Source organism: Marilutibacter spongiae, assembly GCF_014145325.1.
Lineage (GTDB): Bacteria > Pseudomonadota > Gammaproteobacteria > Xanthomonadales > Xanthomonadaceae > Marilutibacter > Marilutibacter spongiae.
This window is the reverse complement of the sequence record NZ_JACHTF010000009.1, coordinates 126,363-141,214: the sequence shown is the minus strand read 5'-3', so window position 1 is coordinate 141,214 and position 14,852 is coordinate 126,363. Positions and strand designations below refer to the sequence as shown.

At 70.0% G+C, this 14,852-nt stretch carries 11 protein-coding genes and 1 pseudogene; 1 reads left to right on the top strand and 11 read right to left on the bottom strand.

Features of this window, described 5'->3' with window-relative positions:
- Nucleotides 1–416: 416 nt before the first annotated feature.
- From H4F98_RS09885 to H4F98_RS09850, 8 genes and pseudogenes are all read right to left on the bottom strand, one after another.
- Entirely contained in the window at nt 417–1,655 is a 1,239-nt protein-coding gene (locus H4F98_RS09885) for a D-alanyl-D-alanine carboxypeptidase family protein (protein ID WP_182687227.1), read from the bottom strand.
- An 81-nt stretch (nt 1,656–1,736) separates the two neighbouring features.
- Entirely contained in the window at nt 1,737–2,990 is a 1,254-nt protein-coding gene (locus tag H4F98_RS09880; RefSeq protein ID WP_182687225.1) for a septal ring lytic transglycosylase RlpA family protein, read from the bottom strand.
- On the bottom strand, nt 2,987–4,168 hold the full coding sequence (gene mltB / locus H4F98_RS09875; protein WP_182687223.1) for a lytic murein transglycosylase B: 1,182 nt from the start codon (nt 4,166–4,168) through the stop codon (nt 2,987–2,989). The genes H4F98_RS09880 and mltB overlap by 4 nt, the downstream gene beginning before the upstream one ends.
- Nucleotides 4,169–4,265: 97 nt before the next feature.
- Nucleotides 4,266–5,378, bottom strand: coding sequence for a rod shape-determining protein RodA (gene rodA, locus H4F98_RS09870; RefSeq protein WP_182687221.1), 1,113 nt, complete (start codon nt 5,376–5,378; stop codon nt 4,266–4,268).
- A 71-nt stretch (nt 5,379–5,449) separates the two neighbouring features.
- A pseudogene (gene mrdA / locus H4F98_RS09865) lies at nt 5,450–7,282 on the bottom strand (penicillin-binding protein 2); the annotation flags it as partial.
- 4 nt (nt 7,283–7,286) lie between these two features.
- Nucleotides 7,287–7,772, bottom strand: a complete 486-nt coding sequence (gene mreD, locus H4F98_RS09860) for a rod shape-determining protein MreD (RefSeq protein ID WP_182687217.1) — start codon at nt 7,770–7,772, stop codon at nt 7,287–7,289.
- On the bottom strand, nt 7,769–8,755 hold the full coding sequence (gene mreC, locus H4F98_RS09855) for a rod shape-determining protein MreC (protein WP_182687215.1): 987 nt from the start codon (nt 8,753–8,755) through the stop codon (nt 7,769–7,771). Before mreC ends, mreD begins: the two co-directional genes overlap by 4 nt.
- Nucleotides 8,756–8,918: 163 nt before the next feature.
- Complete coding sequence (locus tag H4F98_RS09850) at nt 8,919–9,965, bottom strand: rod shape-determining protein (protein ID WP_141518494.1); 1,047 nt, start codon at nt 9,963–9,965, stop codon at nt 8,919–8,921.
- A 296-nt stretch (nt 9,966–10,261) separates the two neighbouring features.
- Here H4F98_RS09850 and H4F98_RS09845 point away from each other — a divergent pair, with 296 nt between their 5' ends.
- On the top strand, nt 10,262–11,194 hold the full coding sequence (locus H4F98_RS09845) for a carbohydrate kinase family protein (RefSeq protein WP_182687214.1): 933 nt from the start codon (nt 10,262–10,264) through the stop codon (nt 11,192–11,194).
- 140 nt (nt 11,195–11,334) lie between these two features.
- Here the strand turns inward: H4F98_RS09845 and H4F98_RS09840 are convergent, their stop codons facing one another.
- The 3 genes from H4F98_RS09840 to H4F98_RS09830 form a co-directional block, all read right to left on the bottom strand.
- Nucleotides 11,335–11,808 carry an aminoacyl-tRNA deacylase gene (locus H4F98_RS09840; protein ID WP_182687212.1) on the bottom strand — a complete coding sequence of 158 codons (474 nt, stop codon included), beginning with the start codon at nt 11,806–11,808 and terminating at the stop codon, nt 11,335–11,337.
- A 174-nt stretch (nt 11,809–11,982) separates the two neighbouring features.
- A complete protein-coding gene (locus tag H4F98_RS09835; RefSeq protein ID WP_182687209.1) occupies nt 11,983–12,720 on the bottom strand; it encodes a hypothetical protein in 738 nt (245 codons plus the stop codon).
- A 79-nt stretch (nt 12,721–12,799) separates the two neighbouring features.
- Complete coding sequence (locus tag H4F98_RS09830) at nt 12,800–14,770, bottom strand: M1 family metallopeptidase (RefSeq protein WP_182687207.1); 1,971 nt, start codon at nt 14,768–14,770, stop codon at nt 12,800–12,802.
- Nucleotides 14,771–14,852 lie beyond the last annotated feature (82 nt).

The following is a 14,852-nucleotide window of genomic DNA, read 5'->3' as shown; positions in this document are numbered from 1 at the left end:
ATGGAGCCGGGGGTTTTGGTTCCTTTTGACAAGACAAAAGGGACCCGCCCAAAGGGCGGAAGCCTTTGATCTTTCCGCGGGTTCCGATCGAGCACCGTAGGATGGGTAGCGCGAAGCAAGACCCATCATGCGTCCTGCACGAAATTTCGCGACGGTGGGTTTCGCCTTTGGCTCTACCCACCCTACGAAGGCGGCATGGCAAAGGCTGGATCCCAGCGTTCGCTGGGATGACGGCTTGGGCGCGATCGTAGGACGGGTAGCGCCGTAGGATGGGTAGCGCGAAGCAAAACCCATCATGCGTCCTGCACGAAATTTCGCGACGGTGGGTTTCGCCTTTGGCTCTACCCACCCTACGAGGCTACGGTTCTGGCGACCGGGCGTTCGCAGCCGCGCGAGCCAGTGGCTCGCAAGCGCGGCTACTCACCCCACCACATCCAGAACTCGTCCCAGAGGCGCTTGAAGAAGCCCGCCTGCTCGACGGCCTCGATCGCCACCAGCGGGCGCTGGGCGATGACCTTGTCGTCGAGCATGACCTTGACGGTGCCGATCGCCTGGCCCTTGGCGATGGGCGCGACCAGGGTGCGGGGCATGTCCATCATCGGCTTGAGCTGCTCGTAACGGCCGCGCGGCACGGTCACCAGCAGCGGTTCGGCGACGCCCAGCTTGACCTCCTCGGCCTGGCCCTTCCAGACCTTCTGGCTGGCGACGGCCTGGCCCGGGTCGTAGAGCTTGTGGGTCTCGTAGAAACGGAAGCCCCAGTTCAGCAGCGCCTGGCTGTCGCTGGCGCGCTTGGCTTCGGAGGTCGAGCCCATGACCACCGAGATCAGGCGCTGGTCGCCACGCTTGGCCGAGGCCATCAGGCAGTATCCGGCGGCGGATGTATGGCCGGTCTTGATGCCGTCGACGCTGTTGTCGCGCCACAGCAGCAGGTTGCGGTTGGGCTGGGTGATCGGACCGACCGTGAACTCCTTGATGCTGTTGTAGGAGTACGCGGTGGGGAAATCGTGGATCAGCGCGCGCCCGAGCAGGGCCAGGTCGTGGGCGCTGGTCAGGTGGCCCTCGCCCGGCAGGCCGGTGGCGTTGACGAAGTGGCTGTTCTTCATGCCGATGCGCTGGGCGTACTGGTTCATCAAGGTGGCGAAGGCCTCCTCGGTACCGGCGACGTGCTCGGCCAGGGCGATCGCGGCATCGTTGCCCGACTGCACCACCATGCCCTTTTCCATCTCAAGCAGCGGCGCGGTCTTGTTGACCTCGAAGCCGGAATAGCTGCCGTCGGTGCCGGCCCCGCCCTTGCGCCAGGCGTTCTCGGTCATCATCACCTGGTCGGTGCCCTTGACCTTGCCGCCGGCCATCTCGGCCGCGATGACGTAGCTGGTCATGACCTTGGTGATGCTGGCCGGCTCGAGTTGCTGGTCGATGTTGTGTCCGGCCAGGACGTTGCCGCTGGCCGCGTCCATCAGTACCCAGGCGGTCCCGGTCACGTCGGGGGCGGGCGGTACCGGCAGTGCATCGCTGGCGGGCGCCTGCGCCGCGCCCGGGGTCGCGGGCACCGGCGTGGCCGGCTGCGGTTGCGGCGACTGGGCGAACGCCAGGCTGATCGCGACGGTGGTCAGCGCGGTGAGGGCGGTCGCTTTGGCTACAGCGGGAATCTTCATCGGTTCAACAACTCCGGGGGGCCGGCAGCACGGCCCGGGTCTGGGCAAGGGAAAGGGTGGGTGCGCGATCCATCGTCGCGGTCAGTCGCGCACGGGCTGGGGCTGTCCAAAGCCCAGACCGACGAGACGGGCGGCAAGTTCCGGAGCCGCGGTTTCGGCCAGCGGCCCGACGCGGAGGCGCCAGACCTGCTTGCCGTTGGCCTGCGCATCGAGCACTTGGGCCTGGTCGATCCCGGCCTGCCGGAGCACGCCCAGGGCGCGGTCGGCGTTGGCACGGGCGGAAAAGCTGGCCACCTGCAGGGTGACGCCGCCCGCCTGGACGGCTGGCGTGCCCTGCACCGCGACGACGGCCGCGGCGGTGGCGGGGTTCGGCGGCGCCGGCGCGACGGCGGTGGCCGGCGGCGACGCGAGCGGCCGGCCGGGGCGGCCGGTGGCGACGCGCACCTGGCGCGACTTCATCCACGCATCGAATTCCTCCGCGCTCATCGCGCGGCCGTCCTGGCGCATGTCGAAACGGTGCTCGACCGCGCTGGCGGACGCGACGGCGACCGTCGCCGACGGGGCGCCCGCGACCGCCGCGGCGGCCGGGGTGTCGGGGATGCTCGCGACCAGGCGGTCCATCGCGCTCGGCGGCGCGGGCACGGTCGGCGGGGCGGCCGCCAGGACCGGGGCGGCGTCCTCGCCAGGGGTCAGCGCGCGCACTTCCACGCGACCGGTGCCCTTGCTGACGATGTCGAGCTTGACCGCCGCCGCGTAGCTGAGGTCGATCACCCGGCCTTCGTGGAACGGACCGCGATCGTTGACGCGGACCACCACCGAGCGGCCGTTGTCGAGGTTGGTCACCCGCGCGAAACTCGGCAGCGGCAGCGTCTTGTGCGCCGCGGTGAAGGCGTACATGTCGTACACCTCCAGGTTGGAGGTCCGGCGCCCATGGAACTTCTGCCCGTAATAGGACGCGCGACCCTGCTCGACATAGCCGTCGGGGTCGTCGAGCACGTGGTACTGCTTGCCCAGCACGGTGTAGGTGGGGCGATTGCCGACCGTCGAGCGGGGCTCGGCGACAACCTCCGGCTCGGGGATGGCATCGACGTCGGGAACGTAATCGGGGGTGCTGTCGGCGACCCCGGGCCTGTACAGGCCGCCGGCGGTGTAGTGGCCGCGCGTACTGGGGTCTTCCTGCGCCGGGGCGTAGGGCGAGACCTTGCGGCCGCTTCGCGCGGGCGCATGGCCCGTCGCGGCGTCCGGCTTAGCGCCGGGGGCCGGTTCCGGCTTCTTCGGCGCACCCGCGCAGGCGGCCAGGCCCAGGATCATCGCGGCCGCGAGCGCGTGCCTCATGCCCCGGAGGGCTCCACGGGCGGGGGCGTCTCGATCGCCGCCAGCGGGTTCTCGCGGCCGGCGATCGCCTCCGACAGCTGGTAGACCGCCATGGCGTAGTGCTTGGAGATGTTGTAGCGGGTGATCGCGTAGAAGTTGCGGAAGCCCAGCCAGTATTCCTTGCCGCCCACGCCGTCCAGGTTCAGCGGCACCGCGTGTTCGTCGGCCGCGACCGGCGTCGCCGGATGGTAACCGTGCCGGGCGAGGTCGGCCTGGCTGTAGACCGGGTCCAGGGCCTCGGGTTCGAAATCAGGCACGCCGGGATCGCGGGTGGCGCGCACCGCGACCGGGCCGCCACGCTCCCAACCGCCCTTCTGGACGAAGTAGTTGGCGATCGAGGCGAAGACGTCGTCGGTGCTGTCGAACAGGTCGCGCTTGCCGTCGCCGTCGCCGTCGACGGCGTACTCGCGGTAGCTGGACGGCATGAACTGGCCCCAGCCCATCGCGCCGGCGTAGCTGCCGGTGAGGGCGGTGATGTCCATGCCGGTTTCCTTGCCCAGCGCGAAGAGCTGCGCCAGTTCGCCGCGGAAGAAGGTTTCGCGGCGGTTCTCTCGCTCGATCTTGTCGGGCAGGTGGGTGCGCGGGTAGAAGAACGCCAGCGTGTAGAGCGCGTCGAGCACCGGGTAGCTGCCGGTGTTGCGCCCGTAACTGGTCTCCACGCCGATGATCGAGACGATGATCTCCGGCGGCACGCCGTAACGCGCCTCGACCCGGGCCAGTTCGTCCCGGTGCGCGGCGAGGAACGCCTGCCCGCCGTCGATGCGCGCCTGGCTGATGAAGATGGGGCGGTAGTCGCTCCAGGGCTTGGCTTCGGCCGGGCGCGACATCGCCTTGATGATGCTGTCGCGCTTCTCCGCGCCGGCCAGGACCGAGGCGATGTAGGCCTTGTCGATCCCGTATTCGCGGGCGGTGTCCTCGATGAACCGGGCGCGGGCCTGCTCCAGCGGCAGGCGCTCCTGCGCCTCGGGCAGCGCCGGGGTCCCGGGCGTGGGCGCGAGGGTCTTGGCCGGTGCCGGCGGGGTCTGCACGACCGGCGCGGCGGGAGCTTCCTGGGCCGGGGGCGCCGCCTGCGTCGCGCAGGCCGCCACCAGGACGGTGAGTGCGCACGCGAGTGCGGCTTGGACGGGTCGGGAAGTCATCGCGGCGAGGTTAACACGGGCGGTTTGCGCCCAGAACGCCCCCCGCCGGGCGCCGCCCTGCCGAGTCAGGTTACGTTGTCGTTCATGAGCGCGCGCGTCAGCGCGCGTGCACCGGCTTGTGGACCCGCACGGCCATCACCACCCCGAGCCCGGCCAGCAGCGAGACCGCCGAGGTGCCGCCGTAACTGAGCAGGGGCATGGGCACGCCGACCACCGGCAACAGACCGGCGATCATGCCGCCGTTGACGATCACGTACACGCAGAACGCCAGCCCCAGGGCCCCGGCCAGCAGTCGCGAATAGCCGTCGCGCGCGTCCGCCGCGATCCACAGGCAGCGGCCGACGACGAACAGGTAGAGCGCCAGCACGACCGCCACGCCGACCCAGCCGAACTCCTCGCTGAGCACGGCGAAGATGAAGTCGGTGGTGTGCTCGGGGATGTAGTTCAGGTGGGACTGGCTGCCCTGCCCCCAGCCCTTGCCGTGCAGGCCGCCGGCACCGATGGCGATCTTCGACTGGATGATGTTCCAGCCCGCGCCCAGCGGGTCCGACTCCGGGTTCAGGAAGGTCAGGATGCGATCCTTCTGGTACGGCTTGAGCAGCCAGAACCAGGCCACCGGCGCCACCGCGGCGACGCCGGCGAACGCCATGCCGAACCACCACCACGGCAGCCCCGATAGGTACAGCGCGAACGCGCCGCTGGTCGCGACCAGCATCGCGGTGCCGAAATCCGGCTGCAGCAGGATCAGGCCGGTGGGCACGCCGATGATGGCCGCCGAGACCAGCACGCTGTCCAGGCGCGGCGGCAGCGGGCGGTTGTTGAGGTACCAGGCGACCATCATCGGGAGGCTCAGCTTGAGCAGTTCGGCCGGCTGGAAATAGAACACGCCCAGGTTGATCCAGTGCGAACCGTGCTTGCCGGTGCCGATCACCAGCACCGCCAACAGCGGCACCAGCGAGGCCCCGAACACCAGCGGCGTCCAGTTGCGCAGTTGCGACGGCGAGACGCGCGACAGCGCCCACAGGGCCGCCAGCCCGACCGCGAAACGGCTGCCCTGGGCCACCACCAGGTGCATGGACTGGCCGCCAGCGCTGTACAGCACGGCCAGGCCGATGCCCATCAGCGCCAGCAGCGCGCCCAACAGCGGCCAGTCCAGGGTGCGGGTCATCCGCATCGCCAGGTCGAACAGCCAGCGCAGGATCTCGCCCATCAGCGTGCCTCCAGCGCAGCGGTGGCGGCCGGTGGGGGGGGCACATCGTCGGTGGCCTCCCCTTCCGGCACGGGCGGGGTGCCCAGCAGCCAGGCATCGAGCACCTTGCGCGCGATCGGCGCGGCGGTGCTGCCACCGTAGCCGCCGCCCTCGACCGCCACCGCGACCGCGATGGTGGGGCTTTCGGCAGGCGCGAAGCCCACGAACAGCGAACGATGGCGCAGGTGCAGCGGCAGGCTTCGCGGATTGACCGCGGCATTGTCGCGACGGCTGGCGACCTGGGCAGTGCCGGTCTTGCCCGCCATCGAGTACGGCGCGTCGCTGGCGATGCGCCAGGCGGTGCCGCCGGGCTGCATGGTCTGCATCATGCCTTCGCGCACCACCTGCAGGTTCGCGGGGCTGGGGCTGATGGGCACGCCCGGCGGCTGCGGCAGCGGCTTCCATGGAGCGTCGAAGCCCACGCGCTCGTCCTTCACCAGGTGCGGCCGGCGCAGGTCGCCGTCGGCGATGCCGGCGATGCCGCGGACCAGCTGCAACGGCGTCACCTTCCAGTCGCCCTGTCCGATGGCGATGTTCACGGTGTCTCCGGGGTACCAGCGCTCGCGCCGGGTCTTCATCTTGTAGGCCGGCGACGGCAGGATGCCGTCGATCTCCCCGACCAGGTCGACCCCGGTCGGATGGCCGAAGCCATAGCGGCCCATGTAGTCGTCGAAGCGCTCGATGCCCATGTCCAGCGCCAGTTGGTAGTAATAGGTGTTCACAGACTGCGCGATCGACTTGCGCAGGTCGGTCCAGCCATGGCCGCCGCGGTGCGAGTCGCCCCAGCCGCGGCTCACGCCGGGCAGGTAGAACATGCCGGTGGACATCACCCGGTCCTCGGGCCGGCGTACGCCGCTGTCCAGGCCGGCCAGCGCGATCAGCGGCTTGAGGGTGGAGCCGGGCGCGACGCCGCCCAGCACGAGGCGGTTGAACAGCGGGCGCGAGGGGTTCTCGGTGAGCCTGCGGTAATCCTTGTGCGAAATGCCGTTGACGAACAGGTTGGTGTCGTAACCCGGCAGGCTGATCATCGCCAGGATCTCGCCGGTGCGCGGATCCATCGCCACGGCCGCGCCCTCGTATTCGCCGAAGGCATCGACCATGGCCCGTTGCAGGTCGAGGTCGACGCTCAGGCGCAGGTCGGTGCCGGGCACGGCCGGCACCCGTCCGACGACGCCCATCGGCCGGCCGGCGACGTTGGTCTCGACCTGCTCGTAGCCGACCTTGCCGCGCAGGGCGTCCTCGTAGGCACGCTCCAGCCCGGTCTTGCCGATGTGGGTCAACGCGCGGCTGGCCTCGTCCAGGGTGGCCAGGTCGTCCTCGTCGACGCGACCGACGTAGCCGATGATGTGCGAGAACAGCTCGCCATGGGCGTAGCGCCGGTTCAGGTAGGACACCAGTTCCACGCCGGGATAGCGCCAGCGGTCGACCGCGAAGCGCGCCGCTTCGTCCTCGGTGACCCGCAGCTTGAGGATGATCGGCCGGAAGCCGCGCGTGACCCGCCGCTTGTCCTCGAACTCGGCGAGCTCTTCTTCGGTCAGGTCGAAGATCCTCGCCAGGCCGGGCAACCAGTTTTCGGCGGGACCGGCCTCCTCGGGCGTCACTTCGACCCGGAACGCCGGGACGTTGTCGGCGAGGATGCGGCCCTTGCGGTCGTAGATCACACCGCGGGCCGGCACGACCGGGCGCAGCTTGATCCGGTTGGCCTCCGAGCGGGTCACGTACTCGTCGTGCTCGAGCACCTGCAGGCGGAAATACCAGCCGCCCAGCACGCCAAGCGCGACCAGCACGCCGAGGAACGCCAGCGCCGCGCGGCGGCGGAACTGGTCGGCCTCGGCGGCGGAATTCTTGATGACGCGCCTGCGCATCGCCTCAACGCCTCCGCCAGCCACCCTGGCGCGCGGCATTGAGCAGGAGGTTCAGCGGCGCCCACAGGAGCATGCCGATCAGGGGCGCGAACCAGATCGCGCGCGGCGCCGGGGGCAACTGCAGCGCCCCGTGCAGCACCGCCACGAGGATGCGGTCGTTGAGCAGCAGGCCGCCGATCGCCAGCGCCTGTTGCGACATCGGGAAGAAGCGCAGGCGCGCGCGGAAGCGCTGCAGGATATAGGCCATGACCACCAGGCGCAGCGCCTGCTCGCCCAGCAGTCCGCCGAAGCTGAGGTCGCCGACCAGGCCGACGACGAAAGCGAAGCCCAGGCCCCGATGGTCGGGGTCTTCGATCACCCAGTAGGCGACCACCAGGGCGAGCCAGTAGGGGCGGTACGGCTGCAGCGCCTGTGTCAGCGGCAACAGGCCGAAGACGAGGGCCAGCAGTACGCTCACCGGCATCACCCAGGCGTGGCGGTTGCGGCTCATCGGCGGGCCTCCGGCGGCGTCGCGGCGTCCGCGGGCGGTGGCGGGCCGTCGCCGGCGTCAGGCGCACCGGCATCGGTTCCGGCGGCATCCCCACCCTCACCCTGCGTGTCGGCTCCCGCGGCGGGCTCCGGGCGGGGCGGGGGCGCGACCGCGCGTACCAGCAGCACGTTGCGGCCGCGGTCGAGCTGGGCGGCCGGCTTGACGTCGCCCACGAGGAAGGCGCGGCTGTCGTCGGGCTGCAGGCGGGTGATCGTGCCCACCACGAAGCCCGCCGGGAAGCGCCCGCCCAGGCCGGAGGAGACCACGGTGTCGCCGACCTTGATGTCGCTGGACATGGGGATGCTCTGCAGCGCCAGGCGATCGCTCTGGCCAGTGCCGTAGGCGACCACCCGCACGCCGTTGCGCGCGACGGTGACCGGGAGCGCGTGCGAGGCATCGGTCAGCAACAGGACCGTGGCGTGCATCGGGGTGGTCTCGATGACCTGGCCCATCAGGCCGCCGGCATCGATCACGCTCTGGCCGACGTGGACGCCGTCGCCGCTCCCGGCATCGACGACCAGGCGCTGCCGCGTGGGGTCGAGGTCGATGTCCAGGATGGGCGCCAGCTGCACGTCCAGGCCGCCCTGCTCGGCGGCGCCCATCAGCTCGCGCAGGCGCACGTTTTCGGCCGACACCGCCTGCAGCCGCGCCAGGCGGGCGTTGTTCACCAGCGCCTCGTTGCGCAGGCGCGCGTTCTCGGCGGTGAGCCGGGTCAGGGTACCGGCGTCGGACTGGACCTTGTCGGCCAGCTGGCCCGGCCACCCGGCGACCATCCACAGCGGCTGCACCAGCACCGTCGCCTGGTCGCGGGCGCGGTCGAGCCAGCTGCCCCGGTGGTCGAGCACGATCAGCACCAGGGCGACGGCCAGGTACGCCAGCAACCTCAGCGTGCCGGCGACGTCGCCGGAGCGGTGGGGCGGATTGGGACCGGCGTATGAGGGCACTGCTAGGGGCCGAAGGGAAGGATGCGGGTCGCGGGGAGCGCCCGCGGCGGGCGGGCGCTGGATGTGCGGGAGGCGAAGCGGGTGCCGGACCTGGGAGCGCCGACCGGCCCGGGCGCGCCGTCACCCCGTCGCCCGCGCGCCCCGCCGATGCCCCCGTGCGCCATCACTCCGGCGCGAAGAACTCGTTGCCGTGCATGTCGACGAGCTCCAGCGCGCGGCCACCGCCACGGGCGACGCAGGTCAGCGGATCGTCGGCGACCTGCACGTGCAGTCCGGTCTCCTCGCTGATCAGCTTGTCCAGGTCGCGCAGCAGGGCGCCGCCGCCGGTCAGCACGATGCCGCGCTCGGCGACGTCTGCGCACAGCTCGGGCGGGGTCTGCTCCAGCGCCAGGCGGATCGCCGCGACGATGCCCGACAGCGGTTCGCGCAGGGCTTCGAGCACCTCGTTGGCATTGAGGGTCACCATCTTCGGCACGCCCTCGGCCAGGTTGCGGCCGGAGACCTCCATGGTGCGGGCGTCTTCCTGCGGGCAGGCGCAGCCGATTTCCAGCTTGATGCGCTCGGCCGTGGCCTCGCCGATCAGGGTGCCGTAGGTGCGGCGCACGTAATTGATGATGGCCTCGTCGAAGCGGTCGCCGCCGATGCGGGCCGACGCCGAGTAGACGATGCCGTTGAGCGAGATCACCGCGACCTCGGAGGTGCCGCCGCCGATGTCGACGACCATCGAGCCGCGGGCCTCGGTCACCGGCATGCCGGCGCCGATCGCGGCCGCCATCGGCTCCTCGATCAGGTAGACGTCGCGCGCGCCGGCCTCCTCGGCCGATTCCTTGATGGCGCGCCGCTCCACGTTGGTCGAGCCGCAGGGCACGCAGACCAGCACCCGCGGGCTGGGTCGCAGGAAACGCGACTTGTGCACCTTGCGGATGAAGTGCTTGAGCATCTCCTCGGTATAGGTGAAGTCGGCGATGACGCCGTCCTTCATCGGCCGGATCGTGCTGATGTTGCCGGGGGTGCGGCCGAGCATCTGCTTGGCCTCCGCGCCGACCGCCGCGACCGACCGGCTGCCGCCCATCATCCGGTCCTGGCGCACCGCGACCACCGAGGGCTCGTTGAGCACGATGCCTTGTCCGCGGACATAGATCAGGGTGTTGGCCGTGCCCAGGTCAATGGACAGGTCGTTGGAGAACATGCCGCGAAACTTCTTGAACATCGGGGAACAGGCCGTCTACGAAAGGGGGGGCGGGGACAGACCGGTTAGCCTACCTGCCGCATGGGGGCCGGGCAAGGAAAAAACCGCTCCAGATCGCGGTTTGCCGCGGCTTCTGACGACCCGGTCGCGCGGGCGGAGCCGGGCGCGCGCCACCGTGGGGACGAGCCGGGTGCTGGCCCCGCGGAGCCCCAGCCGGTAGGCTTCCCCGGTTTGCAGGCGGCGCCACGGGCGCCGAAGCCCCTGCCCGCCCTCCGGAACCGGCGCCCCGGGCGCCCGACAGCCCTCCAGGTACCTCCATGTCCGCTCTGATCTGTGGTTCGCTCGCCTACGACACCATCATGGTGTTCCCCGACCAGTTCAAGAACCACATCCTGCCGGACAAGGTGCACATCCTGAACGTGTCGTTCCTGGTACCGCGCATGCGTCGCGAATTCGGCGGCTGCGCCGGCAACATCGCCTACAACCTCAAGCTGCTGGGCGGCGACCCGATCCCGATGGCCACCGTCGGCCAGGACTTCGCGCCCTACCGCGAGTGGTTCGAGGAGCAGGAGATCCGCCTGGACCAGGTCAAGGTGATCGACGAGCTGTTCACCCCGCAGGCGTTCATCACCACCGACCACGACAACAACCAGATCACCGCCTTCCACCCCGGCGCGATGATGCGCAGCTACGAGAACCACGTGAAGGACGTCGCCGGCGTCACCTTCGGCATCGTCAGCCCCGATGGCCGCGAAGGCATGCTGCAGAACGCGCGCGAGTTCGCCGAGGCCGGCATCCCCTTCATCTTCGACCCGGGCCAGGCGATGCCGCTGTTCAACGGCGAGGAGCTGCGCGGCTTCATCGAGCAGGCCGACTACGTCACCGTCAACGACTACGAGTCCAACCTGCTCCAGGAGCGCACCGGCTGGGACGAGGCCGCGATCACCTCGCGGGTGAAGGCCTACATCGTCACCCAGGGCCCGAAGGGGGCGCTGATCCACACGCCCGGCGAGCTCTACAGCGTGCCGCCGGCGCACGAACGCCGCGTGACCGATCCCACCGGCTGCGGCGACGCCTTCCGCGCCGGCCTGATCTTCGGCATCGGCAAGGGCTACGACTGGATGACCATCGGCCGCATCGGCAACCTCATGGGCGCGCTGAAGGTCGAACACCCGGGCACCCAGAACCAGCGCTTCGACTACGACGAGTTCGCCGAACAGTTCCGCCAGCAGTTCGGGTATTCGTTGTGATTGGTGATTGGTGATTGGTGATTGGTGATTGGTGATTGGTGATTGGTGATTGGTGATTGGTGATTGGCAGGAAGAATAACGGCCTGCTCTTGGACTCACGCCCCTCGAATCACGAATCACCCACCACCCCATCACGGCGGTTACATCACATGCGCCAGCCATAGCATCTCGGGCTCGGCCAGCTTCTCAAATTCCTTGTAGGGCATGGACACCGCGTCGGTGTGGGTGCCGGCGTTGAAGGTGATCGCATCCTGGCCCGCGAGGCGGGAGTCGACGTAGACGGGCATGTCGTAGAGGTGGCCGAAGGGCGGCATGGCGCCCACTTCGCAATCGGGGAAAGCGTTGCGGAACTCCGCCTCCTCGGCGAGTTCGACCGCATCCTCGGCCTCGCCCAGCGCCCGTGCCAGGCGGACCAGGTCGGCGCGATAGGCGGCGGGCATCACCACCATCGCAAGGGTGCCGTTGACCTTGATCATGACGGTCTTGGCGAACAGCGCGCGGCTCACGTGCGCGGCTTCGGCGGTTTCGTGCGCGGTCAGGGTGCGTTCGTGGACGTGCGTGGTGTACGACGCATGGCGCGAGTCGAGCAGGTTGTGCAACCGGGGCGATAGCATGGCGGCCTCCGCGAGGGCGCACGTCGCGCTCCGCGCGGCGGCGTCGCTGGGGTCCGGGCGCCTGGCCTCCTGCCGCGCGCCTCTGCAACGGGACGCGGGCAAGGCACCGAGTCCCATGCCCCGAGCTTACGCCCCCCGTGTTCGCCCCGCGTCAAGGCACGCCGGCATGGGCCTTCATCGCCAGCCCGGCATGTGTTCCGGCGCCAGGCCGCCCACCTCGAACTCGGCGGTGCGCGTGCCACCGGCCTTCACCGGGAACTCGATGGCGATCCGGCGCGCGGACTTCACGGTCTTCCACAGCATCGCCTCGTCCTCGATGAACATCGCGATCGCTTCGTCGGTCTTCGGCCGGCTGGCGTCGACCCGGCGCGACTCGCCGTCGTCGACCGCGAGCTTCACCTTGCAGCCGCCGTAACAGTCGAAATCGCCCGCCTCCAGCACCAGGTAGCTGCTGCGGCCCCAGTCCGGGTTGTCGCGGAAGATCAGCTGCACCGGATGGGCGCCGCCGCCGTCGGTGTCCACCGGCTCGCGGCTGTACAGGGACGCCGACAATTGCAGGCCATCCTTGAAGGGTTGCGTCTGGTAGGTCCACAGGCCGGCCAGGCGCAGGGTCTCGCGCTGCTCGCGGGCCTTCTCCCGGGTTTCCTCGTAGCGCGCGTGGATCCGTTCGGCCGCCGCGCTGCCCGGGTATTCGTCGTTGAGGATGTCGCCATGGGCGCGCGCCAGGTTCCAGTTCTCCGCGGCGTAGGCCTTGTCGAATTCCGCGGCCATCGCCTCGGCGGCCTGTTCGCGGGCTTCGGCGCGGGCGGCCTGCTGTTGCTGCGGGTCCGCACCGGGCTGGCAGGCGACCAGCAGGGTGGAGGCGATCGCGAGGGCGAGGAGGCGCTGGGACGAAGCGCGTGCAGGGTTCATCGTCGGTCTCCCGTGGGGGACGTTGGAGGGGCCGGGCCGGCCAGGGCCGCCGCCCCGCGGGGGACGGCGGCAAGTCGCGTCAGTCGACCGGACCGTCCTTGGCGGTGCCCGGCGACTTGGCTTCCTCGATCAGGTGCTCGACGCTGGCGGTGGTGATCGGGTGGTATCCCGGTCGCGCCCTGGCGAAGGTCGTCTCGGCCAGCTTGAGGCCTTCGGGCGTCTTCACCAGCTCGGCGTAGGTCGGCATGATCAGCTTGCGGCGACCGATCTTCTCCAGGAAGGCCGCGGCGGCGTCATTGGCCTGCGTGTAGCCGCTGCGCACGGCCAGCGGGTACCAGCGCATGGCGACTTCGCCATTGGCGGTGCCGGTGAAGGCATAGGCCTCGTCCAGCGCGACCAGCTGCGCGGTCTCCAGGGTCGCCGGCATGCCGTCCAGGAAGTGCAGCCATTCCTGGGTGCTCCAGGCGTCGGTGACCGCCTTGGCCGGCAGGGTGCCATCGGCGAGCCAGGCGGTGCGCGCGGCGTCGACCTTCTCCAGCAGCGGCGACTTCACCTCCGGCGCGGACGCGGGGATGCCGGTGCCGTAGATCCACTCGTCGAGCTCGGCCTCGCTGACCTTGCCCGGATGCTTGTCGAGCAGGTTCTCGCGCGCGTAGTCGATGAAGGTGGTGGTGGGGATCGACTGGAATGCGAAATGGTCGAAATAGCCGCGCAGGAAGGTGTCGAAGTCCTCGCGGCCGAAACGCGATTCCAGGAAGGCCAGGAACCAGGCGCCCTTGTCGTAGGCGACCTCGGTCAGCGGATCCTTCGCGGTGACCTTGACGTCGGGGCGGATCGCCAGCGCCTGGCCTTGCGGCGGCATGTCGCCGATGGTCTTGCGCAGCTCGTTGCGCGCGATCAGGTACTCCATGTCGGCGAGGTCCTTGCCGTACAGGTCCTCGACGATGCGGTTCTCGACGTAGCTGGTCATGCCTTCGTTGAGCCACTGGTCCTTCGGCGTCGCGAAGGTAACCAGGTTGCCCGACCAGCTGTGCGCCAGTTCATGCGCGATCAGCGAGACCAGGGACTTGTCGCCGACGATGACGGTCGGGGTGATGAACGACAGGCGCGGGTTCTCCATGCCGCCGTAGGGGAACGAGGGCGGCAGGACCAGCATGTCGTAGCGGCCCCAGCGGTACGGCCCGTACAGTTTCTCGGTGACCTCGATCATCTTCTCGGTGTCGGCGAACTCCTCGACCGACTTGTCGATCGCCGCCGGCTCGGCCCAGACGCCGCTGCGCTCGCCCACCGGCTTGAACACCAGGTCGCCCGCCGCGATCGCGAGCAGGTAGGACGGGATCGGCTGCGGCATGGTGAATTCGTAGTCGCCGTCGCGCACCGCCTTGGGATCGTTGTCGGCGCTCATCAGCACCATCGCGTCCTTGGGGGCGGTGACATGGGCGGTATAGGTGAAGCGCACCTGCGGGGTGTCCTGCAGGGGCACCCAGGAACGGGCGTGGATCTGCTGGGACTGGCTGAACATGAAGGGCGCCTTGCCGCCCTCGGTCATCGCCGGCGTCAGCCACTGCAGGCCGGAGGCCTCGGGCGAGGTCTTGTAGGTAACGCGGATGCGCGGGTTGCGCTCCGGCGCGGCGATGGTCAGCTTGCTGCCCAGGCGCTCGTCGGGGTCGGCCAGCACGAAAGTGAGGTCGTCCCACTTCCCGTCCGGGCGCTCGCCCACGACCTTCTCGATGCTCAGGTCGCGGGTGTCGAGGACCAGGCGCCCGGCCTCGGGATCGACCCAGTCCAGGGTGTAGGTGGCGCTGCCGGAGAGTTCGCGCGCGTCGAAGTCGACGTCGAGCGCGAGGGCCAGGTCCTTGATGCGGACGCTGTCGGGCTCGGCGTAGGAAAAGGCGTCGGCGCGCATGGCGGCATCGGGCTCGCTGAGGTCGGTGCCCGGCTCGGCGCTTGGCGTGCTGGCGCTGCCGTCGGCCGGCGGCGGGGCCTGTTCGGGGGTGCAACCGGCGGCGAAGGCGACGGCCAGGCAGAGGGTAAGGATCGATGGACGCATGGACGACTCACGGCAACTGACAAGCCCCCGAGTGTAGCGTCTCGTCTCCGGCGGGGCATGGCCCGGAAGGGCCGGGGCGGGG